At 48.6% G+C, this 22760-nt stretch carries 29 protein-coding genes; 24 read left to right on the forward strand and 5 right to left on the reverse strand.

All coding sequences use genetic code 11. The features are described from left to right. The first annotated feature begins 86 nt into the window (after positions 1-86). The 12 genes from HW443_RS03140 to gatB all read left to right on the forward strand — a co-directional run bounded on the left by HW443_RS03140 (position 87) and on the right by gatB (position 12202). Positions 87-563 carry a type IV toxin-antitoxin system AbiEi family antitoxin domain-containing protein gene (locus HW443_RS03140; protein WP_176230742.1) on the forward strand — a complete coding sequence of 159 codons (477 nt, stop codon included), beginning with the start codon at positions 87-89 and terminating at the stop codon, positions 561-563. Continuing rightward, positions 563-757 (forward strand): hypothetical protein, encoded by a 195-nt coding sequence (locus HW443_RS03145; protein ID WP_176230741.1) that lies wholly within the window; start codon positions 563-565, stop codon positions 755-757. Before HW443_RS03140 ends, HW443_RS03145 begins: the two co-directional genes overlap by 1 nt. A gap of 54 nt (positions 758-811) precedes the next feature. After that, on the forward strand, positions 812-2161 hold the full coding sequence (locus HW443_RS03150) for an AAA family ATPase (protein WP_176230740.1): 1350 nt from the start codon (positions 812-814) through the stop codon (positions 2159-2161). A gap of 373 nt (positions 2162-2534) precedes the next feature. Further along, a complete protein-coding gene (locus tag HW443_RS03155) occupies positions 2535-3617 on the forward strand; it encodes an LCP family protein (RefSeq protein WP_176230739.1) in 1083 nt (360 codons plus the stop codon). A 411-nt stretch (positions 3618-4028) separates the two neighbouring features. Beyond that, positions 4029-5054 (forward strand): hypothetical protein, encoded by a 1026-nt coding sequence (locus HW443_RS03160; protein ID WP_176226449.1) that lies wholly within the window; start codon positions 4029-4031, stop codon positions 5052-5054. Positions 5055-5223: 169 nt separating this feature from the next. Beyond that, entirely contained in the window at positions 5224-5394 is a 171-nt protein-coding gene (locus tag HW443_RS03165) for a hypothetical protein (RefSeq protein ID WP_176230738.1), read from the forward strand. Beyond that, entirely contained in the window at positions 5391-6002 is a 612-nt protein-coding gene (locus tag HW443_RS03170) for a dihydropteroate synthase (RefSeq protein WP_176230737.1), read from the forward strand. Before HW443_RS03165 ends, HW443_RS03170 begins: the two co-directional genes overlap by 4 nt. A gap of 35 nt (positions 6003-6037) precedes the next feature. Then, on the forward strand, positions 6038-8056 hold the full coding sequence (ligA, locus tag HW443_RS03175; RefSeq protein ID WP_176230736.1) for an NAD-dependent DNA ligase LigA: 2019 nt from the start codon (positions 6038-6040) through the stop codon (positions 8054-8056). Between the two features lie 111 nt (positions 8057-8167). Further along, complete coding sequence (locus tag HW443_RS03180; RefSeq protein ID WP_176230735.1) at positions 8168-8911, forward strand: CPBP family intramembrane glutamic endopeptidase; 744 nt, start codon at positions 8168-8170, stop codon at positions 8909-8911. Between the two features lie 8 nt (positions 8912-8919). After that, a complete protein-coding gene (gene gatC / locus HW443_RS03185) occupies positions 8920-9216 on the forward strand; it encodes an Asp-tRNA(Asn)/Glu-tRNA(Gln) amidotransferase subunit GatC (RefSeq protein ID WP_176230734.1) in 297 nt (98 codons plus the stop codon). A 7-nt stretch (positions 9217-9223) separates the two neighbouring features. Further along, positions 9224-10750: an Asp-tRNA(Asn)/Glu-tRNA(Gln) amidotransferase subunit GatA gene (gene gatA, locus HW443_RS03190; RefSeq protein ID WP_176230733.1), complete on the forward strand. Its 1527-nt coding sequence runs from the start codon at positions 9224-9226 to the stop codon at positions 10748-10750. Beyond that, a complete protein-coding gene (gene gatB, locus HW443_RS03195; protein WP_176230732.1) occupies positions 10751-12202 on the forward strand; it encodes an Asp-tRNA(Asn)/Glu-tRNA(Gln) amidotransferase subunit GatB in 1452 nt (483 codons plus the stop codon). Between the two features lie 61 nt (positions 12203-12263). Here gatB and HW443_RS03200 read toward each other — a convergent pair whose 3' ends face one another. The 5 genes from HW443_RS03200 to HW443_RS03220 form a co-directional block, all read right to left on the reverse strand. Next, the gene (locus HW443_RS03200) at positions 12264-13529 is read right to left on the reverse strand and encodes an ATP-binding protein (protein WP_176230731.1); all 1266 of its coding nucleotides are present in this window, start codon (positions 13527-13529) and stop codon (positions 12264-12266) included. A 276-nt stretch (positions 13530-13805) separates the two neighbouring features. Beyond that, complete coding sequence (locus tag HW443_RS03205; RefSeq protein WP_176230730.1) at positions 13806-14753, reverse strand: zf-HC2 domain-containing protein; 948 nt, start codon at positions 14751-14753, stop codon at positions 13806-13808. Between the two features lie 6 nt (positions 14754-14759). Then, positions 14760-15377, reverse strand: a complete 618-nt coding sequence (locus tag HW443_RS03210; protein WP_176230729.1) for an RNA polymerase sigma factor — start codon at positions 15375-15377, stop codon at positions 14760-14762. A gap of 188 nt (positions 15378-15565) precedes the next feature. Then, positions 15566-15880, reverse strand: a complete 315-nt coding sequence (locus HW443_RS03215) for a type II toxin-antitoxin system RelE/ParE family toxin (RefSeq protein ID WP_176230728.1) — start codon at positions 15878-15880, stop codon at positions 15566-15568. After that, positions 15864-16142: a type II toxin-antitoxin system Phd/YefM family antitoxin gene (locus HW443_RS03220; RefSeq protein ID WP_176230727.1), complete on the reverse strand. Its 279-nt coding sequence runs from the start codon at positions 16140-16142 to the stop codon at positions 15864-15866. The genes HW443_RS03215 and HW443_RS03220 overlap by 17 nt, the downstream gene beginning before the upstream one ends. Positions 16143-16321: 179 nt before the next feature. Here HW443_RS03220 and HW443_RS03225 point away from each other — a divergent pair, with 179 nt between their 5' ends. From HW443_RS03225 to HW443_RS13845, 12 genes are all read left to right on the forward strand, one after another. Next, positions 16322-16498: a helix-turn-helix domain-containing protein gene (locus HW443_RS03225; protein WP_176226018.1), complete on the forward strand. Its 177-nt coding sequence runs from the start codon at positions 16322-16324 to the stop codon at positions 16496-16498. A 103-nt stretch (positions 16499-16601) separates the two neighbouring features. Beyond that, complete coding sequence (locus HW443_RS03230; RefSeq protein WP_176226017.1) at positions 16602-16946, forward strand: nucleotidyltransferase domain-containing protein; 345 nt, start codon at positions 16602-16604, stop codon at positions 16944-16946. Next, entirely contained in the window at positions 16930-17325 is a 396-nt protein-coding gene (locus HW443_RS03235) for a HEPN domain-containing protein (RefSeq protein ID WP_176237897.1), read from the forward strand. Before HW443_RS03230 ends, HW443_RS03235 begins: the two co-directional genes overlap by 17 nt. Beyond that, positions 17322-19160 (forward strand): class I SAM-dependent DNA methyltransferase, encoded by a 1839-nt coding sequence (locus tag HW443_RS03240; RefSeq protein ID WP_176230726.1) that lies wholly within the window; start codon positions 17322-17324, stop codon positions 19158-19160. The genes HW443_RS03235 and HW443_RS03240 overlap by 4 nt, the downstream gene beginning before the upstream one ends. Positions 19161-19332: 172 nt before the next feature. After that, entirely contained in the window at positions 19333-19857 is a 525-nt protein-coding gene (locus HW443_RS03245) for a hypothetical protein (protein WP_176230725.1), read from the forward strand. Further along, a complete protein-coding gene (locus HW443_RS03250; RefSeq protein WP_176230724.1) occupies positions 19847-20167 on the forward strand; it encodes a hypothetical protein in 321 nt (106 codons plus the stop codon). Before HW443_RS03245 ends, HW443_RS03250 begins: the two co-directional genes overlap by 11 nt. Then, positions 20160-21077: a HEPN domain-containing protein gene (locus HW443_RS03255; RefSeq protein WP_176230723.1), complete on the forward strand. Its 918-nt coding sequence runs from the start codon at positions 20160-20162 to the stop codon at positions 21075-21077. The genes HW443_RS03250 and HW443_RS03255 overlap by 8 nt, the downstream gene beginning before the upstream one ends. Before the next feature lie 22 nt (positions 21078-21099). Continuing rightward, positions 21100-21429, forward strand: coding sequence for a nucleotidyltransferase domain-containing protein (locus HW443_RS03260; protein ID WP_176230722.1), 330 nt, complete (start codon positions 21100-21102; stop codon positions 21427-21429). Beyond that, complete coding sequence (locus HW443_RS03265; RefSeq protein ID WP_176230721.1) at positions 21426-21833, forward strand: HEPN domain-containing protein; 408 nt, start codon at positions 21426-21428, stop codon at positions 21831-21833. The genes HW443_RS03260 and HW443_RS03265 overlap by 4 nt, the downstream gene beginning before the upstream one ends. After that, the gene (locus HW443_RS03270; protein ID WP_176230720.1) at positions 21817-22071 is read left to right on the forward strand and encodes a hypothetical protein; all 255 of its coding nucleotides are present in this window, start codon (positions 21817-21819) and stop codon (positions 22069-22071) included. Before HW443_RS03265 ends, HW443_RS03270 begins: the two co-directional genes overlap by 17 nt. Then, positions 22068-22409, forward strand: coding sequence for a nucleotidyltransferase domain-containing protein (locus tag HW443_RS03275; protein WP_176230719.1), 342 nt, complete (start codon positions 22068-22070; stop codon positions 22407-22409). The genes HW443_RS03270 and HW443_RS03275 overlap by 4 nt, the downstream gene beginning before the upstream one ends. Beyond that, positions 22406-22714 (forward strand): HEPN domain-containing protein, encoded by a 309-nt coding sequence (locus HW443_RS13845; protein ID WP_176237898.1) that lies wholly within the window; start codon positions 22406-22408, stop codon positions 22712-22714. The genes HW443_RS03275 and HW443_RS13845 overlap by 4 nt, the downstream gene beginning before the upstream one ends. Positions 22715-22760: the final 46 nt, after the last annotated feature.

The raw sequence follows: 22760 nt of genomic DNA on the forward strand, positions 1-22760 counted from the left end.
GCAAAGGGCACCGATAGATGAATGGTCATATAATCTTGGTAATCTGGGAGGGCTATCGTAAAAACACTTGCACAGCTTTTTCATAGATGAAATTTGGGAACTACGCTTATAAATACGTTCGCCTCCAGCCCCACAAGTTTTTTGGCTACCAAAAGATACTCTACGCCGATCTCCCAGTCTTAATTGCCGAACCAGAAAAGGCCGTCCTCGACTCCTTAGACCATTTGGAATACGGTGGGGGGATTCAGGAGGTCACCAAGGCTCTAGGGCGGTCTCGCACTAGAACCTTTGATACATCTGAGGGAACAAGGGAAGGCCTGGATATCGCTAAGCTAATTCAGTATGCAAAAGCCATGCGTAACAGATCTCTATCTTCACGCTTGGGCTATCTTCTGACCTTAACAGAGCAGGCCCGAGAAGAGGTCAAGGAGTTAGAAAAGCACGGCTCTGCCTGGCCCGTCAGACTTGACCCCACTTTACCCCCCAACTCAAAGTGGGATCGTCGGTTCAACCTGAATGTGAATGTTTCTTATGAGCAGCTTTTTGATTGGAGGAGAAGCTGATGTTAACCAAATTACAGTTACAGGCTTTTTCCGACCGTTTTCGGATTTCCTTACAGACCTACCAGGCTTTTGAGGAGCAGGTTAAGGAGATGCAGAAGCGCTGGGTTGGTGATTTGGAACGGTTACTTACCTCTGTGCCACCTTATGAGGAGATAAGAGATGTAGTCTTAGAAAAGTTTAAGTTATTAAAGTAGTAAGCCACCAAGAGGGGTAAGCTCTGCCTAAGATAAGTGTATAATTGATATAAAATGAAACAAGATACAGACCTTTTCCAGCAACTGCATCAAGGACAGTCCAAGATGAATCCTCTGGCGGACCGGATGCGGCCTAAGAGCCTGGCTGAGTTTGTGGGCCAGGAGCATATCTTGGGCCAGGGCAAGGTTTTAAGGAAAGCCATAGAGTCGGGAGAGGTCAGCTCCATGATGCTATGGGGACCTCCGGGAACAGGTAAAACCACCCTGGCCTACCTTATCGCCAGCTATACGGGAGCTGATTTTGTCTCTTTTAGCGCCGTAACTTCAGGCGTGAAAGAGATAAGGCAGGTGATTGAACGGGCCAAATATCAGAGAGAGGTCTATCAGAGAAAAACCATTCTTTTTGTTGATGAGATCCACCGTTTTAATAAGGCTCAGCAGGATGCCTTTCTGCCTTTTGTGGAAGACGGGACCATTATCCTGGTGGGTGCAACTACCGAGAATCCGTACTTTGAGGTCACCGGACCCCTTTTATCGCGGTCACGGGTCTTTCAGCTTCGCCCGCTGACTGAGGAGCAGATTCTGACTCTTTTGCATCGGGCCCTGGAAGATCCCGAACGGGGCTACGGTCGGCGATCCATAGATGTGGCCGAAAAGGCACTGGCTCACCTGGCTCACCTGGCTGGCGGCGATGCCCGCACCGCCTTGAACGCTCTGGAGTTGGCTGTGGAATCGAGCTCGCCAGATGATGCCGACAATGTGATCCATATTGATCTCTCAGTAGCCCAGGAGTCCATCCAACGTCGGGCCATCCTTTATGATAAGGATGGGGATGTCCACTACGATACCATCTCCGCCTTTATCAAGTCAGTGCGCGGATCAGATCCTGATGCAGCACTACACTGGCTGGCCAAGATGATCTACGCCGGTGAGGATCCTAAGTTCATCATGCGCCGACTGCTGATCCTGGCTTCTGAGGACATTGGACTGGCTGATCCTATGGCCATTATCGTGGCCAGTGGGTGCGCCCGTGCCCTGGAATGGGTGGGGTTGCCGGAGGCACAGTATCATCTGGCTGAAGCAACTATCTACCTGGCCACAGCACCCAAGAGCAACTCCGTAGGCGCTTACTTCAAGGCCCTGGCAGAGGTAGAGAAAGAGGGGATGGTGGAGGTGCCCGATCACTTGAAGGATGCCAGCCGTGACGGAAAGGCCTTAGGTCATCAACAGGATTACAAGTATCCTCATGATTACCCCGGCCACCACGTAGCCCAGCAGTACCTGCCCTCGGAGTTACAGGGGCGCAGATACTATAAACCCAGCGACCAGGGGTACGAGAAGGTTGTCGCCGAACGGCTGGCCAGGTGGCGGAAGGATAGGAGTCAGCACGATCAGGAGAAGTAGTTAGAGATGACTCTCTACCTGCGCCTCGTCGGTGCTTATATTAATTTATTGGGGTATCTGCTTGACTCCCCTAGACGCCAAATATAGTGTTATGAATAATTGCAATGCACAAGATATTGTATTGAGCGGAGTGATGTAGATACCCCCATTAATTTATCTCTCATCCCTACCATACCTTTTCACGAAATGGGCTCGTGTTTCTCCCTTGGATCAGAAGAAGCTCTTTTTGTTGCTTTCCCTATATTCCCTATAATCTCAAAAGAAGCCTTGAAAGCGTGTTGTGTATGGTAATATAGAGAATCGCGGAATTTATTTTGCAGTTCAGCAGAATGTTCGGAAGCATCTGCGGCTTTCATGGATAGAGGGAATGTGAATGGAGTTTAATGACCAAAACGATGAGAGCTACCTCATAGAGAGGCGTCCTAGGCGGACCCCTCGAATCAAGACGGAGAGGTACTGGAAGAGGATTCCAAAGGAGAGCCATCCGGCAGAGGGGGTAAGAAAGGGCTTTAAATTTCACGCTCCCCTGGTAGATGGAACAAGAAGGCCACCGGTAGACAGAATAGATAAAATAGAAAAAGTCCGAAAGCCCAAACGGCGCTGGCGCCTTTCTGGATGTTTTCTGATATTTCTCTCGGCACTGGTGATCTTAGGTTGCCTTCTGCTTCTATTTCTGGACTATCGCACCACCATGGGTCCTCGCCTGGAGTCTTTGGCCGGGACCAGTATTTTTTCTCCTTCTGTTAATATCCTTTTGATTGGGTCAGATACCAGACAAAAGGATGAAGAGGGGAGAGCCGATACCATTATGATCCTTCATCTGAGCGCCCTCAGGTTCAAGAACATTCTTCTTTCCATTCCCAGGGATACCAAAGTTCCCCTGGAGGGTCATGGAGAAGGCAAAATCAACGCTGCCTATGCCTACGGTGGCCCCAACCTTCTGGTCCGATCTGTAGAAAACCTGACTGACCTGCGCATAAATCATGTGATAGAGCTGGATTTTGAGGGCTTTGTCAAGCTGGTAGATACTATGGGAGGAGTGACTATCACCGTCCAGGAACCTCTGGTCGACCCTCTCTCGGGAGCTAACTTTCAACCAGGAACCTATCATATGGACGGTGAGCAGGCTCTGGCTTTTATCCGCTCCAGGGCTACCGCCTCTGCTGATCTGGGGCGGATAGAAAGACAACAGTACTTTTTAAAGGAAATGCTTAAACAACTGCTCCGCCCGGCCACTCTGATCCGCTCTCCCCAGCTTTTTCTGTCCCTTACCAACTATGTTAAGACAGATATGAACGCCACCCAGATGATGACAAGTGCTGCTTTAAGCGGCTTTGGACTTAAGGGTTTTGAGACTTATACCATTCCCGGCAAACCGGCTATGATTGGGGGGATTAGCTACATTGTGGTGGATGAAGCTGAGGTTAAGAGCTTTGTAAAGGAGAAGGTTAAATAGGATCGATGGACATGGCCACAAAAGGTCAGAATCGTTGATCATAGGCCGAGGTAACCCCAGGGATATGATCAAGCAGCAAGAAGTTTTCTTAGTAGTCAGGAGTAACTGTGCCAAATCAGCCGGCCCTTGCTTCAGTAACAATTAAAGTGCTGGCCTATGTCTATTGACCAGGAGTTTTGTCTTGCTTATCCCAGATGAGCAAGATTACTTACCGATTACGGGCAGGTGCGTCGGGAAATAACTGTGGATTTAGAAGAGGCATAAGAGTAAAATCTAACGTATCCCCATAGCGAGCCTATTCTGCATCTGTTCCTGACAGAGGTATCAGAGTAAAATTTATAATAAGTAGAAGCACTTACAGGTGGAGGTGACGCCTTCATGGGAGACCATCCGAAGATAGAAAGGAGCTCTATGTCACGAAGGAAAGCCCCAGACATAGAGGGCTGTTTGACCAGACTGGTAAATTGTATTTCCCTGGATGAGTTTTTTGATCTGGAACTGGATGAAGTAAAATGGGATTTTTTTGGCGATGAGTACCCTTATTATGCTGCTGGTGAGGAAGAGTATGATCTGGCCTGGAAAAGGCTCATGGATTGGTTTGTCTTTGAGTATGTCATCGAGGAAATCCAGAAAACCCCTCTGGAAGCATTTTTGGAAAAATATCAAAACAAACTATCTCCAGAAGAGCTCAAGATATACCATAGCTTCAGGAGAAACGTATACGGTCTTTTTAGAGTGGAAAAGGTAGTCCCGGGCAAGGAAATGGAGAGCATAAATCTCCTGGATGGCTGTTACTACACCATTAAAGATAAGAAAGAGAGCCGCTATCTGCAAGAGGGGATGGTTTTTGTGGCCAGAGTTGTTCCCGTGAAAGGATACTGGCAATTACCGGGCAACTTGCATCCGCTGCCGGATGAGGCGGTCGAAGTTCTAGAGAAGAGATACCCTCTTTCGGCTTCTTCCCCCTATCCCAGGATCGGGCCCCTGGAGGTGGAGAGGGTCTTCTCCAGTCTGGTGACCGATGAAGACCTGAAGGATATGGAGATAGTGGAGGCGCGCCTTACCACTATTCTCCAAAAGTGTGCTCCGAAAAGTCTCACTTTAGAGGATATAAGAAAGAGGATCAGAGAGAGCAGCTACCCCAGCGAGGCCTTCGACGATCTCTACGAATCAATGGAATTCGAATACGAGGAGGAACTGGACGAACTACAAAATCTCCTTTTTGCTCTCTGGAACTATTACTGCCTCCCGGTTTTCTGGGAAGAGGACAGTGGGTTTGCCAGAAAAGAGAGAGAACCAAAAGAACCCCAGGAGAAAAGCGCCAGCCACGGTCTTGAACTCATTAAAGATGAGCGAATGGGCAAAGAGAAGAAGGAGATAGCCAAGGTTATTTATTTGGAAGAGAGGAGGAAAAGGCAGCGCAGTCCTGGTGGCTAAGACAAAGAACCCCGAGTCTTGGTGTGGCTGCGGAAGGGCCGTAGGGAGGATCGGAAAAGTTTGCTAACTTTTCCCGAGAAAGGTGTTTTTGCCGTAAGAGGAGGTTATGTTCTGCGCGGATAGCACAGCCATAAGATAGTACAGTGATAAAGTAGAAGGAGGTATCTTAATGCTGATTATTGGGGAGAACATAAGCGTTATCAGGAGCAAGGTAAGTCAGGCCATCAAAGAAAGAGATATCCAGCCCATCCTGGAGATGGCCAAGGCCCAGACCGATGCCGGGGCCCACTACATCGATATCAACATAGGGCCAGCTACCAAAATGGCCCGGATATCATGAAGTGGATTGTCACCTCCCTGCAGGATTTGGTGGATATCCCCCTTGCTCTGGATACCAAAAATACTGCAGCCGTAAGGGCCGGACTGGAGGTTCATCGGGGGAAAGCTATCATTAACTCCACTACTGGAGATGAGGATCAGTTGAATACCCTTATGCCTTTGGCCAAAGAATTCAAGGCCGCCATTATCGGTCTGGCTATGGCCAGAAGTGGTGTCTCCAGAGACGCCTCGGAGAGGTGCGAGATTGCCTACAACATCATCACCGCGGCCCAAGAGCATGGTGTACCCATGGAAGACCTGTATCTGGATCCCATAGTTCTGCCAGTGGCGGTGGCTCAGGAGCACACTGTGGAGACCCTGGAAGCTCTCAAAATGTTCAAAGAGCTTACTGATCCGGCTCCCAGAACAGTGGTGGGTCTTTCCAATCTCTCTCAATCCTCTCCTCCCCAATTGAGAAGTATAATCAACAACACCTATTTAGTTATGCTTATAACTCTGGGGCTGGATGCCGTCATCGCCAATCCCCTGGAGACAGAGCTCATGAATATTGTGAAAACCACGCAGATCTTACAGAATAAGGTTCTGTATGCCCACTCCTATCTGGATTAACCTTTTCGTGATGCAGGAATTACAATAACTCTGGTATGGAGACGTTAGAGCAGATAAGAAAGAAGATTGATAAGCTGCGGGAAGATATCCGCTATCACGATTACCGGTACTACGTTCTGGACAATCCGGTCATCAGTGATAGTGAATACGATGAACTGATGAGGGAGCTCATCGACCTGGAAAATAAATATCCTGAACTGATCACTCCAGACTCGCCTACCCAGAGGATTAGTGGTGCGGTTCGGGAGGAGATCGGTACGGTCAGGCATCGCCAGAAAATGCTGAGCCTCCAGAATGCCTTTTCCTTCCAGGAACTTAAGGAGTTCGCCGACCGGGTCTATCGAGAGCTGGGGACCCGCCAGGTGGAATTCGTATGTGAGCTGAAGTTCGACGGCTCGGCGGTCTCCCTCAGCTATGAGAACGGCCTTTTTATGGCGGGAGCCACCCGAGGTGATGGTGAGACAGGGGAAGATGTCACCGCTAATCTCAAGACCATTGGCTCCGTTCCTCTGAGGATAGAAAATCCCAAGTATGAGTTCATGGAGGTACGGGGCGAGGTCTATATGCCCATTACCGCTTTCGAGAAGCTCAATAGGGAGAGGGAGAAGGAAAGCCTTCCACTGTTCGCCAACCCTCGCAACGCGGCCGCAGGTTCCCTAAGACAACTTGCTCCCCGCATTACTGCCTCCCGCAACCTGGACATCTTCTTCTACGGCCTGGGCTACGTTTCCGCTCTACAGGAGAAGACTCATTTTGACGCCCTGCAACTGCTCAAGCAATACCGATTTCGGGTTAGCCCTTATGTGGAGCTAAAGAAAACCATAGATGAGGTATGGGATTACTGCCAAAAGTGGGAAGCAGAGCAAAGGCAACTGGACTATGAGGTGGATGGGGCGGTTATCAAAGTTAACTCCCTGGAGCAGCAAAGGATCCTGGCCGAGACGACCAGAAACCTCCGCTGGGCCATAGCCTACAAATTCCCGGGAGAAGAGAGGACCACCAAAATTGTAGATATTGTAGTCAACGTGGGACGAACTGGCGCCATGACTCCTCTGGCTATCCTAGAACCAGTGCAAGTTTCCGGCTCTAGAGTCAGCCGGGCCACTCTTCATAACGAGGACGAGATCCGGAGGAAGGACGTCAGGATCGGTGATACGGTCCTGGTACACAAGGCGGGAGAGGTCATTCCAGAGATCATTAAAGTCATTCCCGAAAAGAGAACGGGACAGGAGAGGCCCTTCCGCATGCCCGAACGTTGTCCTATCTGCGGGGCCCTGGCCTACCGGCCGGAGGGGGAGGCAGTAACAAGATGTACGGGAGCGGCCTGTCCGGCTCAACAGTTTGAGAAACTCCTTCATTTCGCCTCCCGGGGAGCGATGGATATTGACGGATTGGGACCGGCGGTCATCACTCAGCTCTTGCAGAGAAATCTGATCAAAGATGTGGCTGATCTCTATACCTTGAGGTTCGAGGATCTGTTGACCCTGGATAACTTCAAAGAGAAGTCAGCCAATAACCTCCTCAACGCTATTGAGAGGAGCAAAGATCGGCCCTTCCCCCGAGTCCTCTTCGCTCTGGGCATCCGACATGTGGGAGAGCATATAGCTGATGTGCTGGCTGAGGAATTTGGATCTATAGACGAACTGAAAAAGGCCAGTCTGGAGGAACTCTCTATGGTCAGGGAGATTGGGCCAAAAATAGCCGAAAGCATCGTCTCCTTCTTTGAGGAGAAAAGTAATCTGGAGCTCATGGAGAAGCTGAAAAAGGCAGGAGTCAGGCTGACCTCGGTTAAAGAGGAGGTTAAAGCAGGACCCCTGGCTGGCAAGAACTTTGTTCTCACTGGAAGATTGGAAAAGTATAGCCGGGGGGATGCTGAGGAGCTGATCAAGGCCATGGGTGGGACAGTATCCTCTAGCGTAAGCAAGAATACGGACTTTGTCGTGGTAGGTGAGGAGCCGGGCAGCAAGTACGATAAGGCTTTGAAGCTGGGTGTGACGATTTTGACCGAAGAAGAATTTGAGGCTATGCTTTACCCTACAACGTCATTTACCTGAATACATACAATATGTTGTGGTTCAATTAAAGAAATTACCCTACATATTGAACCAAGATTCTTAAGTATCGCTGTAGGGTTAAGGTGAAAGTTGGAGAGGGGCTTCCTGAAAGTGTCTGAAAGGAGAGATGATTACCTTGACCAGATCAAGTGGAAATTTAGTGACTCTTTGATCTCCCTCCTTATTTTCATCCCTCTTCTTCTGGCTTTGCTGGTACCCCTGGCGCTTCTTTTGGGGATTTCCTCCCTTCCTATTTCCACCACTCTGGAAAACATCAATACCTGGAGTATTTTGGTGCCCTACCTTCTTCAGGTCGGGGTTACGCTTGGTCTGGTGTGGTTCTTCGCCATCAAATTACGTCGAGCTCGCTGGTCGGAGTTGGGTCTAAGGCCTTACGGGATTTTCAGAAGTTTGCTTCTTGCTCTGGCAGCCTTTATCTTTATCTTTGCCTCCAATATTACTTACAGGCTGATTGCCAGCAGATTTATCCCCATGGAGGACCTGCAAGGCCGAGTTTCAAAAGTTATCTTAAGCGGTAGAGTCTCTCTGGCCCTTCTCATTCCCATAGTTATCTTTATAGCTCCAGTGGTAGAGGAGATCTTCTTCCGGGGGTTTGTCTATCCGGCCTTCCGCAAAAAGATGGGTGTAGTTTGGGGTATCCTCCTTTCCTCCCTGGTCTTCGCCCTCTTTCATTTCGAGCCCTATCAAATACCTCCCCTTCTGGTAATCGGAGCTATTCTGGCTTTCATCTACGAGAAAACCAGGTCTCTGCTTCCTGTCATCATCCTCCACGGTTTAAATAACGGATTCTACATGCTAGTATTGATGGTGTTTATGAAGGTTACCAGGGGCTAGGGGTCAAGATGAGCAGGATATCGAGAGAAGAAGTTGAGCACATTGCCCGACTGGCAGAGCTGGAATTCAGCGAGGAGGAGAAGGAAAAGCTGGCTGTCCAGCTTAACCAGATTCTGGAACATGCGGGGCGGATAAGTCAGTTGGACATAAAGGATGTGCCTCCCACATCTCATGTTCTCCCCCTGACCAATGTCTTTCGAGAGGACGAGCCCCGGCCTTCTCTTTCTCTGGAGGAAGTTCTGGCCAATGCTGCTGAGGTTCTGGATAACTGCTTTCTGGTACCTCAGATCCTGGAGGAGGGATAGGCAGTTTATGGAGCTGTGGGATATGAAAGGCCACCAACTGGCGGAGATGATTGAGAAGAAAGAGGTCTCGGTCAGTGAAGTGACCCGAAGCGTTCTGGATAGAATTCGCTCTCTGGAGCCTCTCCTTAATTGTTACATAACTGTATTGGAAGAGGAGAGCCAAACCCTGGCCCGGCAGATAGATAAGTATATAGCCCAGGAGGGCCACCCGGCTCCCCTGACTGGTCTGCCCATGGCGGTCAAGGATCTCATATGTACCAGGGGAGTCAGAACCACCTGCGGCTCCCGGATTTTAGACAATTATCTCCCTGTTTATGATGCCACGGTCATTCAGAAGCTGAAAGACCAGCGCTATCTCCCGGTGGGGAAGGCCAACATGGATGAGTTTGCCATGGGCTCCTCTACCGAGAACTCCTATTACGGGCCGACTCGCAATCCCTGGAATACGGAGAGAGTACCCGGGGGATCCAGTGGAGGTTCAGCAGCTGCTGTTGCTGCGGGTGAGGCCATTGTGGCTCTGGGCTCAGATACGGGGGGTTCCATTAGACAGCCCGCCTCCCTCTGCGGAGTAGTGGGTCTCAAGCCCACTTATGGACTGGTCTCCAGGTACGGGTTAGTTGCTTTTGCCTCTTCTCTGGATCAGATAGGACCCATCACCAGGGATGTCCAGGATGCAGCTATTTTTCTCAATGCCATCGCCGGTCATGATGTTATGGACTCCACCTCAGTAAAAAGAGAAATTCCAGATTATACCAAAGCTCTGGTGGATGATGTCCGAGGGCTTAAGATAGGCGTCCCCCAGGAGTTAATGGTAGAAGGCGTGGAGATGAAGGTAAGAGATTCCGTCAACCAGGCGATAGAGCTCCTGGTCTCCCTGGGAGCCTTTTGCGAGGAGACCAGCCTCCCCTATCTGGAGCACTCCCTTTCCGCCTACTATATTATCGCTCCGGCAGAGGCCAGCGCCAATCTGGCCAGATATGATGGGGTGAAGTACGGTCATCGGGCCAGAGGGAGCCGGAACATAAGGGAGATGTATAAGAAGACCAGATCGGAGGGATTTGGGGCGGAGGTGAAGAGGAGGATTATGCTGGGAACTTATGCCCTTAGTGCTGGCTATTATGAAGCCTACTACGGTCAGGCCCAGAAAGTTCGCACCCTTATTGTTAACGACTTTCGTCAGGCCTTTCAAAAGTATGATGTTCTGGTTTCGCCCACTTCTCCCACCGTGGCCTTCAAGATCGGGGAAAAAGTGGACAACCCCCTGCAAATGTATCTCTCCGATGTGTGTACTATTCCAGTCAATCTGGCGGGCATACCGGCCATCTCCGTGCCCTGTGGTACCTCTGATGGCTTGCCCATCGGCCTGCAAATCATAGGGCGAGCCTTCGACGAAGAAACCATTTTGAGAGTTGCCTACACCTTCGAGCAGTACTTTGGATTTAACCAAAGTCCGCCTCTGACCAACCCAGGGGTACAACTGACTGAAGATCAAAAGAGTCAGGTCCAGATGAGTGGAGAAGGGAGGAGAAGGTAGTTGGACTTCGAAGCGGTCATCGGACTGGAAACTCATATCGAGCTTTCCACGGTCACCAAGATGTTCTGCGGCTGCAGTACTGTCTTCGGCCATCCCCCTAATACCCAGGTCTGTCCCGTCTGCCTGGCTCTACCTGGCTCTCTACCCCTGATCAACCGCAAGGCGGTGGAATACACTATCAAAGTAGCTCTGGCCCTCAACTGCCAGATCCAGAGCTTCTGCCAGTTCCACCGTAAAAACTACTTTTATCCCGATTTGCCCAAAGGCTATCAGATCTCTCAGTACGATCTACCTCTGGGTAGAAATGGGTATCTGGAGATCAATACCGAAGATGGGACCAGGAAGGTAAGGATCCATCGGGTTCATATGGAGGAAGATACCGGGAAACTCATCCATAGCGGCCTTACCGGAAGGATAAGCGAAGCCCAGGAGAGCGCGGTGGACTTTAATCGATGTGGGGTCCCTCTTCTGGAGATCGTCACCGAGCCGGACCTCCGGACGCCCGAGGAGGCCAAGATCTTTCTTTCCAGTTTGCGCAACCTTCTCCAGTACCTGGAGGTCTCCGATTGCAACATGGAGGAAGGTTCTCTCCGTTGTGATGCCAACATCTCCGTCCGAAGAGGAGATATGGATGAGTTGGGTACTAAAACAGAAGTCAAGAACCTGAACTCTTTCCGTTTTCTTTCCCGAGCCCTGCAGTACGAGATTGAGAGACAGAAGAAAATCCTGGCTAAAGGAGGCGTGATCCGGCAGGAGACCAGACATTTTGATGCCACCACCAACAGGACCACCAGTCTTCGGTCTAAGGAAATGGCCCATGACTACCGCTACTTCCCGGAACCCGATCTGGTCCCTTTAGAGATCAGTGACCAGTGGGTGGATGAGGGGAGAAGGAGTCTACCCGAGCTCCCCGGCGCCAAAAGGTTAAGATTCATGGAGGGCTACGGCCTGCCGGAATATGACGCAGAGGCGCTGACTTCATCCAGGGCTATGGCTGATTTCTTTGAGGAGTGTGCTAAAAGGTATCACCGACCCAAAATCATCAGTAACTGGTTGATGGGCGACTTCACCTCTCTTCTTAACGCCACTGATACCGCGGTGGAAAGATCCAAGGTTACTCCGGAACACCTGACAGAGATGTTAAAGCTTATCGATGAGGGAGTCATCAGCGGAAAGATCGCTAAATCAGTCTTTGAGGAGATGTTCAACACCGGCAGGATGCCCAGGGAGGTAGTCGAGGAAAAGGGTCTTACCCAGATAGCTGACGAAGAGGAACTGGCCCGGCTGGTAGCCGAGGTTATAGCCGAAAATGAAAAGGCAACTGGGGACTACCGGGAAGGAAAGGGCAGCGCTCTGGGCTTTCTGGTAGGCCAGGTGATGAAGAAAACCCGCGGCCGGGCCAATCCGGAGCTGATAAACAGGCTTTTGCGGGAGAGACTAGGGGGTAGCTAATTTCCCTACCAGGTTCTGCAAATGGTCTTCAAAATTCCCGCGAGTTCGAGTGACTGTTGACTTACTTCTCTATTCCGAAGAAGATGCTCATGGGAATGGCAACGGTCCGTGCATCGAATGCAACGGTATTATTTCCGGGATAGAGCACTAAGGACAGCCGGATTCGTTTTCCCAGATCTCTGGAACAGCTATGAAGACGAGCAAGATCTCTTTCGTCAATCTGCTGTGACCACTTGACTTCGATGGCCGCCAGCTCCTCACCGCGCTCGATCAGAAAGTCCACTTCCTGTCCGGTATGGGTACGCCAGAACATGAGCTGCATCCTATGGTCAGAGAGAGATAGTAACTTGCGTAACTCTCCAGCTACCCAGGTCTCCACCAACGCACCCGTACGGCCCTGGCGTTCCAGCACGGACCAATTCTCCACCACAGCCAGATGGCAGGCCATGCCAGTATCGCCGAAATAGAGCTTGGGAGTCTTCACCATGCGCTTGCCGATATTGGCAAAATAGGGATGTACCAGGAAGACCTGGTAAGAGAGCTCCAAAAGTCTCATGTATCGTCTCAGGGTAGTGAACGGCAACCCCAGGTCCCGAGACAGGTCCGAATAGTTGATGAGCTGCCCACTCCGCAAAGCGGACAGGATCAGAAGGCGATTAAAATCGGGTAGGTGTTCCAGATTGGCCATGTCCCGGAGGTCCCGTTCTAGATAAGTTTGCCGATAGCCCTCGAACCATCTGGCCCGCGAGCGGGCTGATTTCATCAGGGCCGGCCTGGGATAACCACCGGCCAGAATGCGCTCCTTCATCTCCTCGCGGCGGTCCGCCACAAAGCTACGAGGCAAGCGCAAAAGGATATCCTTAGAATCCTCGCACTCAAAGAGGCCTCTCAGGATATTCTGAGGGGGCTCCCTTCCTGCCCACTCGGTCCAGGAGAAGGGATGAAGTTCGTGCAGGGCGACCCTACCGGCCAGACTTTCCGAAACCGTCTTCAAAGTCATCAGATTCGCCGAGCCGGTTAGCAGATACTGCCCGGGTTTGGGATCCCGATCCACCACCCGTTTGATCGCCCGTAGCAGGTCCGGAGCTCGCTGGACCTCGTCAATGATGACGGGGGGAGGCGTCCCGGTCACGAAGCCATCTGGATCTCGTAACGCTGCATCCAGAATAGCCCTGTCGTCTAAGGTAAGGTAGGCCGCCGGCCATCTCTCGGATGGCAGAGCCTGCGCCAGGGTGGATTTGCCTACCTGGCGGGCGCCCGTCAATAGGACAACCGGAAAATCCTGAAGAGATTCTAAAATTATTTCGTAGAGATGTCGCCGGATCATGGTTGAATATTAACCATTCAATGGTTAATTGTCAAGCGGGCGATACCCTTTGGGCTAGATTCTTATCTGAGGCAACACGGCGGGCGGGACCGGCTGGTGCGCCAGTACATGGATCTCATAAAGCACCTCGGACTCTCCGAGGAGGACTTGCCTCTCAGCGATGGCCGAGTTCAGGGCCTTCCGGCTGGTTCTGGAGATCCCAATATCTAGCCATATGGCACAGCTAAGGTTTGACTCAATTCGTGGACTCTGGGGCATGTGTAGAATCGGACAAAATCACTGCGTTGCTCTTGCCGAAGAATGCATGACCCCATCGGTTCCAACGTCTACCACAAATACCAGACTTCTCAGCCGTACTTTTCCATTGTCCCGGTGGCCAAGAAGAAGGAAGAGGACTATCCAGACTTCTTTTCCCTCAAATCTGGCCCGCTCAGCATACACCGGCAGGGACAGAGCATCAAATCTCTCCCAATCGAGATCCACAACACCACCATCGGCCACATGTTGAGAAATAGCCCCGAAAGCTGCCGAGAGCTCGGTCCGATATCCGTTGTCGGGAGGGGTCTGATCCAGCATGATACGGATGAGAGTCTCCTTTTGAGAGGGGATACTGTTGAGATCATAGGTCTGGAGATCGTAGGTGCGGTGGAAGGATTGGACAAAGGGATGACTATGAAAGATCTCATCCACCTCTTCAGCGGAATAGTTCCTTGCTCCTATTTCTACCATGATCTGTCCTTCCAGGAACTCTAATTTCGGTGGCTGGACTACCTCAGCTTCCTCCTGACCTTCCACGGCTTCAATTTGGAGCTCCATTTCCAGTGCCTGGGGGGCAGGGGCCTCTTCGGCCGCCCGCATTGGTGTGGTCATTTCCAAGACACCTCCCAGTTGCGACAGAACGAAGGCAATTAAAAGGAATGCCGCAACACTGGCAGCAGCCAAAGCGAGCCTTCCGGGTCGTGACAGTTGGGCCAGAAAGCCTTTCCTGCGAGCTCGTTTTTTCCACTCTGCATCCACAGTCTCTTGCAATTCCCTCTGTTGGGAAGGACTCAGGGAAAGTCTGGATAAAGAAAAGACACCTTTGGCTATGGCGGAGATCTGAGTATGGTAATGTCGGCAATAGGCACATTCAGATAGATGCCTTCCTACCACATCCCGATCTTCCTGGTCCAGCTCCTCATCTATGTATGCTGATATGTTTCTTTTTACATCCTCACAGTTCATAATGCCTCAAAAGGTTTGACTTTCTTCCTCTGTCTTTTGTTCCCGTAGCTGGATCAGGGAAGCTCTCAGCTCCTCTCGAGCTCTGCTAACTCTGGATTTGACGGTGCCGATAGAGATCCCCAGCATCTCGGCTATTTCGGCGTACTTGAGCTCCTGAATGTCCACCAGAACTATAGCTTCTCTCAACTTAGGAGATAATTGGTCGAGCTTTCTTACCAGCTCCTCCCTTAGCTCCTGAGCTTCCACGATCTCCTCCGCCGAAGGAAGGTCTTCGGTCAGGGTAAGCCCCCCAGGGTTCTTCTCCTCCAGATCATTTTCCCACAAGACCAACTTCTTTCTTTCTCGTAAATGGTCTCGACATAGATTGGCAGCGATGGTGAAGAGCCAGGTGGAGAAACGGGAGAGACCTTTAAAAGCGTGAGCGCTGTTAATCAGTCGGACAAAAGTCTCCTGGGTAACATCGAAAGCATCCTCCTGGTTGCCCAGCAGGCGACGAGCGAAGTTATATATGGGATTTTGATATCTGTGGACGAGTTCCTGAAGCGCTCTTTTGTCCTGGGACAACAGAGAAACCAACTCTTCATCTGTCCTGTCCTTGATATCCCTAAGTCGCAAGATTTTCAAAACGGGTCTCTCTGTAATGAATTGCCATATCTCCTGATATATGATTTCACACTAGGAAGAAGGTGTCCAGTTTTTCAAGGAGGTTATTATAATAGAGCATGGTTGAATATCAACCGTTTAATGGTGGATTTTCAAGAGAAAAAGAGACTCCGTCTTTCTTCTCCGACTGGATGTCTACTTCAAATTTCCTATTTCTCAAGCATCCTCAAATCAAGGAGTTGAGCTCCATGAACGACACGCAAAATGAAGACAGTTGGACTCTCGACGCGAAAGATAGTCCTGTAATTGCCGTAGATCAGATGACGATATTCCTGGCCAAGTTCTTCTGATTCGGGAATGATGGGGCAACGTTCTGGGAATCGTTCCAGGGAATTGATCTGGCGCTCTACCTCCTCAATCCATTGGGCTGCCGCAGAGGGATTTTCTCGGGCGATGTAGTCAAAGATCGATTGGATATCCCTTTCAGCCGTGGCCGTGATCTCAACTTCATATTTTCGAGCCACGCTTAAGTTCCTTCAGAAAGTCCTGAGCCGCACGCGTTCGTCCCGCTTTCACGTCTGCCTCAGCCTCAGCCAGCAAGGCTCCAAGGTTTAGGGCCTTCAGCTTTTTTTCGAAAAGGGCTGCATCGAGCAGGACCACATCTGGTTTTCCATTGACCGTGATCACCACTGGGCGGCCTGTGCGATGAACCTGTTCAAAGATCTCACGGGTTTTCTTCTTCAAATCTGACACTGACTTGATATCCTCAGTGATACTGACAGGCATATATTTTCACATCCTTTAAAATACTTATTTTGGTATTATGAATGATACCAGTAACGTCCGGTAATGTCAAAGTGGCAAGGAGATTAGTATCATACCGACCCTGGCGAAGTCTGAGCTGTAGCAGTATACTAATGTTGACAAATTAAACCCATCATTTACAAGCCTGAGGAGACAACCAGATGGAAGAGCTGTTAACTATTGATGAATTAGCCAGTTATCTGAAGATAAGCAAGCACACGCTCTATAAGATGGTGGAGAAAGGGAAGATCCCCGCTCTCAAAGTGGCCAACCAATGGAGATTCAAGAGAGAAGACATAAATATGTGGTTAGAGAAGCAGAGGAGATTCAAACCTTGAGACCCAAAATGCCACTGAGGGATTTTCGCAAGTGCAGGATTAGTGATAGAGTGAAACCCAGAGTCTTGTCCCTTCAGTAATATTTATCGGTGGAAGAAAATTTATGAATAAACTCCTCCTTGAAAGAAAACGCAAACTCGAAGAAGAGTTAAAGAGAATATTAGAAATTCTCATCGGTGAGTATCAGCCTCACAAGATCGTCCTCTTCGGTTCGCTAGCGAAAGAGACCATAGGAGAATGGAGCGACATTGACCTATTTCTGATTAAGGAAACGCCGAAAAGATACTTGGACAGGATAGATGAAGTAGTACATCTTGTTCACCCAAAGGTCGGTATAGACTTATTTGTTCTAACTCCTGAAGAGATAAGAAAAGCCCTTGATGAAGAAGATCCTTATATCCGGGAAATTCTCACTGAAGGGAGGGTGCTATATGAAAAGACGGGTTAGCCAGTGGTTAGAATTCGCAGATGAGGACTATAGAATGGCCCAACTGGCAATGAAAGAAAAAATCTATAATCAAGTTTGCTTTCACTCTCAGCAATGTGTTGAAAAATCTCTCAAAGCTCTGATAGAAGCCAGGCAGAAAGTACCTAAAATCCATAAATTAGGTGATGTTTTGGAATTGTGTCTGAGACTAGGATATATGTTGGAGCAGTATCAGAACGACATTGAATTTATCGACAAATTTTATACTTCCACTCGATACCCTTTTATTGTTGGGATGCTACCTGGCGGTTTGACTATTGAGCAAGACGCTGAAAAAGCTTTGCAAATCGCTGACACTATTTCCAATCTTGTTAAGAAACAACTTGAGAGGTTCGGATGAAACCCCATCGCAACCGCGGACTTTTCTCCAACTATTACCTCGATGAGCTCCTTTCCAGGGAAGAGGATTTCAGGGTTTCTCGTCCAGAGCTGAAAGAGACCTTCCAAGCAATTAGGAGTGTATGGGACAAGGATCGGCTTTCATCCCTTAATGAACCTCAACTCCGCAAGCACTTTCTGGACAAGGTCTTTGATTCTCTTGGTTGGACAGTTGATGTGGAACCTCCTACTCCCTCAGGAGAGTGGTCCAGGCACCCGGACTACGCCCTTTTTGAGGATAGGGAAAGCCTAAGTATGACCCAAAAAGCATCTAAAGATGAGTATTTCAAGAAAGCTCTTTGCCTGGGGGAAGCCAAGCGCTGGGGAAGACCTCTGGACAAGAAGCTCAAAACCGAAGCTGATCCTTCTGAGATTCAAAACCCCTCCCTCCAGATGAGCCGATACCTATGGCTGACCGGGGTTAAATGGGGAATCCTGACGGACGGAAGATACTGGAGGCTCTACGAGAGGGAAACCTCAAAGAGACTGGACATTTTCTACGAGATAGACCTGGAAGATCTCATAGAAAGTGGCTCGGAAGATGACTTCAAGTACTTCTATCTCTTCTTCCGGAGAGATGCCTTTCCTGATTTTCTGGAAAAAGTCTATCAGGAAAGTGTCGACTATGCCCAGGCAGTGGGCGAGAAACTAAAAGAAAATGTCTATCAGGCCCTTAAGACTCTGGCAGAGGGCTTTTTGAAAACAGCTGGCAATAATATCAGTGAAGTCTATCTCAAAGAGATTCATGATAACTCTCTCATCTTGCTCTATCGTCTCCTTTTCATCCTCTATGCCGAGCATCGTGGGCTCCTTCCTCTGGGTGAGAACAGATTTTATAGTGAATCGTACAGCCTGGATGCTTTAAAAAAGGAGATAGCTGAGAAACTGGATAGAAAGGAGCCCATTGCCAGCTCAACCTTTGGGTACTGGGGTAGACTCAAGGAGTTATTTGAGATTATAAATAGAGGAAACCCTGAGTTAGAAGTGCCTCCTTACAATGGCGGCCTTTTTGATCCTGACAAACACATATTTTTGGAGGACTACAGAGTGGGTGACCTTTATGTCGCCAGAGCAGTTGACCTCCTCTCCCGCTCTTCGGATAAAGCCTACATTGACTATGGAAGTCTTGAAATCCGCCACCTGGGCTCCATCTATGAAGGTCTTCTGGAATACAAACTTGCCGTTGCTGAAGAGGATATTGTTCCCATCAAGGAAAAGAGCAGAGAAATCTTTATCTCTCTTGAGGAAGCCCGAACGCAAAAGAAAAAGATTAAAGAAGACGAAGTTGTTCGAAAAGGGGAAGTCTGCCTGGTTACAGATAGAGGTGAGCGCAAAGCAACGGGTTCCTACTATACACCTCATTACATCGTCAAGTATATCGTTGAAAATACCCTTGGACCCCTTATTGAGGAAAAAAGAAAGAAGGTCGGAGAGGGGATTCGGGAAGTCAAAGAGAAGATCAAAAATGCAAGAGGTCAGGATCGGAAATTTTATGAAAAGGAGCTCAAAGACACCGAAAGTAGCCTTGTTGACGAGATTCTTTCTGTAAAAGTCCTGGACCCGGCCATGGGAAGCGGTCACTTCCTGGTGGAGGCAACGGATTTTCTTGCCAGAGAACTTCTTAAAGCGCTAGGCGGAGAGCCTTTGGAAGAGCCCTCCGGAAAGACGGTGGTAAGGGAAGTTCCAGATCCCTATGGCCCGAAACAGCCCGAAGAGGAAGATATACGCTGGGCAAGACGGGAAGTGGTAGAAAAGTGCATTTTTGGTGTGGATTTAAACCCTCTGGCAGTAGAATAACTTTTGCTACTTTAGGGTGACAAAAGTAGATTCAAATTTACTGCCCAAAGTTGTCTCTTATTGGAAGGAAGATTTCATAAGCTGCAAGAGAATAGAGTTCTCTCAAACTTTCTCCAAAAAGTGGGAATTTTTTGTCGGAGGAATTGGGGAGATATTCTCAAAGCTTTCCAAAATGAGTCCAAAACTTGACGAATTAGCAGAAATTTTCGTTGGTCTTCAAACAAGCGCCGATCTCATTTATATTTTGGGGAAAATCAGGGACGAAGGCAGATACATAAAGGTATATTCCAGGGCAACGGGCAAAGTATATGAGCTTGAAAGGGGAGTATTAAAAGCTCTTTTTAAAGGGTCCGAGTTAAAGCGGTATGAAATGGAGGAATTTCGGCATTACCTCCTCTTCCCTTATTACCTCACTGATAAAGGGGCAGTTCTTATCCCAGAGAGAGAATTTCAACGGGAGTATCCCAAGGCATGGGGCTACGTAAAAGAGAATGAAGAGAAATTAAGGAGTAGGGAAGGTGGCAAGATGAACCACAGCGAGTGGTACGCTTTTGGACGCCACCAAAATCTCGATTGTCACGAACAACCCAAAATAATGACTCAAGTTCTAGCTCAAAGAGCTCCCTTGAAAATAACCAATTTTCATGCGACGTGGTGCGGTGCGGTGCGGCGCATGGGTGATTTGTATGTCCATTGATAGCGAAGGGATCTACTACTTCGTTGGAGGCGGAAATGCAGGCGGTTACGGAATTGCCTTAAAAGAAAGGACGGATATCTCTCCATACTTTCTTCTATCATTGCTTAACGGCGAACTTTTAGATGGGTATCTCCAAAGTTATAGTTCGCGCTTTCGTGGCGGATTCTTCTCTTGGGCGAGAAGATTCTTAGAACTATTGCCTATCCCGCCCATCTCTTTTATCACCGCGAAGGAGGAGCGTAAGAGACTGGTGGAGGAGTATAAAGAAATATATAAACGGTGGTTTGAAAAGGAGGTAAAAAATGCCTGAGGAAACTCTTAGGGTAAGTGGGTATAGGGATAACAAGGTCAGGGTGGAGGTAACAGAAATCCGTGGTGAGGGTGGCCCAGTATATCCCCAAATTGCTGTACCGTTGGAATTCGTTCTTAGTGCAGCCGAAGAGCGTTCCGGAGAAATCATGTTTTACGATTTCCTTCAAGTTTCTGGTAGTCTTTTCTTACAAAACCCAGCGGTCAAAATTGGTGATAGTAAGTCGGAATTTAGCCCTTATCGAGTACTTAGCTCAAATCAATCCTATACTTATAGGCTCGAGATCCCACTAACCCAATATCGAATAGAAAGAATTGAAGAGGCTCGGAGAGGAGACATACAACTTCGTCTAGACATCGACACATCCGTCGCTCTTTATAATAAGCCCTTGCGATTGACGATTCAAATAGGTGAGCCGATATCAGAGGGGTTTGTCACCGGGTTCAAAAGGGCTAGGTGTTCACTAAATTTTGCAATTCCTCAATCTCATTGGATAGACAAGGTTTTGCCAGGTTTGGGTTATGGCAAGACAAGGATTATAGAGATACCTCTGCCAGAAAAAGCGTTCCCAGAGATATTTCCACAAGCCCTTGATGAGCTATCTCATGCCCAACGGTACTTTAATGAAGGTGATTATGATAAGACTGTAGCCCATTGTCGCAATGCTATTGAACCCGTAAAAAAGGAACTGGAAAAATTTAGAGAACAAATCGCCAGTGATACAGGGTATGAATGGGTAAAAACGCTTGCGGAAGAGACGTTTAACTGGCTAGACAAACTGTATAAGAAAACCAGAGATCTCACTTCTAAATCCCATCATATTCCATCTGTTGGTCATTTTTCGCGACACGAAGCTGAAAGTATTATTCTTGTCACCACTGCTTTACTCAATTATGTTGGAAATCTTTAGAAGGCCCAGGAAGTGAAAATAAATGAAAAAGAGTGTAGATGATATTCGCCTGATCTTGGAGGATCTTAAGGGTGAACTTCAGAAAATCTACGGCCGTAGACTAAAAAGCCTTTTCCTTTACGGTTCCTATGCTCGGGGCGATGCCACCGAAGGCTCGGATATCGATATTTTGATGCTGATAGAAAATGGGGAAAAGAGAGATGTTTTAGAGAGACGCCGCTCGAAGATGATTAGTGATATCTGCCTTAAATATGACACCTTGGTCAGCACCCTCATCGTGCCCGAAAATACCTTCTATGAATGGGAACTGCCCCTTTATCTTAATATAAGAAGAGAAGGAGTAAGGCTGTGAAATACGAGAAGGAGATTAAAATCATTAGAGAAAAAGCAAGAGAAAATCTTGCATCTGCAGAATTGCTACTTAACGAGGGTTTTTACGACTCCGCCGTTTCCAGAGCCTATTATGCTATGTTCTATATGGCAGAAGCCATCCTTTTAACAAAAGAACTAACGTTCTCGAAACATTCGGCTGTAATCGCAGCCTTTGGTCATCATTTTGCCAAAGCGAATGTACTACCTAAGGAGCTCCATCAGCATTTGAGGGAAGCCTTTGAAAAGAGACAAAAAGGGGATTACGAATTTCTCATAAAAATTGACCAGGCTGAGGCTACTGACATTCTAGAAAAAGCAAAGAAATTTTTTGAGAAAACAGAGGAATATCTACTTGGGGAAGGTTACGATGTCTCAGACCGCTAATCTGTTAAAGTTTATAGAAGAACGTCTCGAGAAGAAGCATAACCCTGATCCGGATCTGGTCAAGAAGCACAACGCCGACCCTCTGAACAAAGACTGGCAGATCCCAGAAGGAGCATTGTGGGAACAGTCAGATGTAGTGCATGATATTTTAGCTTTCCTGGCAGAGCAGATGAAATGGAAGAGCCGAGGCATAAGAAGACATGTAAAGGAATGGTTAGCGAAGGAGGTTAACCAATGAAGACTCTTGATGTACTACAATTAAGTGCACACGAACATGCTTTTCTGGAAAAAGTCAGGAAAACTGTCCACAAGGTGCTTCCCCATGAGCCACTGATTCTCTTCGGGTCTAAGGTACGAGGAGAAGCAGGACCAGAATCTGACTGGGATATCCTAATTCTGCCCCAAAGAGTAACTTCGGAGCTGAAGCATGAGATCAGAGCCGCCCTGTACGAGATTGAGCTGGAGGAGGGGGTTGTTATTAACCCGCTGATACTGCCAAAAATGGAATGGGAAAAGGGGCGTTTCCGTGACCACCCCATTCACAGACGTATTGATGAGGAAGGGGTGCTGGTATGAGTGTGAACCGAGATCTCATACGCTACCGTCTCGAAAAAGCGAGGGAAACATTGGAGGATGCCGAACTCCTTCTTTCCCAGAATCGTTTGAGTTCAGCTGTTAACCGACTTTATTACAGTCTTTTTTATGGTGTGCTGGCTCTTCTTGAAACTAAGGGATTAGCAAGTTCAAAACATGCCGGCGTGCGTGCTCTATTCAACCAGCATTTCGTTAAGGACAACATTGTTTCCAAAGAACTGGTCCCGCCCCTCCGAGGCCGATGTGGAAGTCATTGCTCTGGTCCATTCTCAAGAGTCCATAGCTAAGGTGGCTTCGCTGTCCGCAGCTAAAAAGTTAGTGCATCTGGATCCT

Source organism: Candidatus Hakubella thermalkaliphila, assembly GCF_013281975.1.
Taxonomy (GTDB): Bacteria; Actinomycetota; Humimicrobiia; order Hakubellales; family Hakubellaceae; genus Hakubella; species Hakubella thermalkaliphila.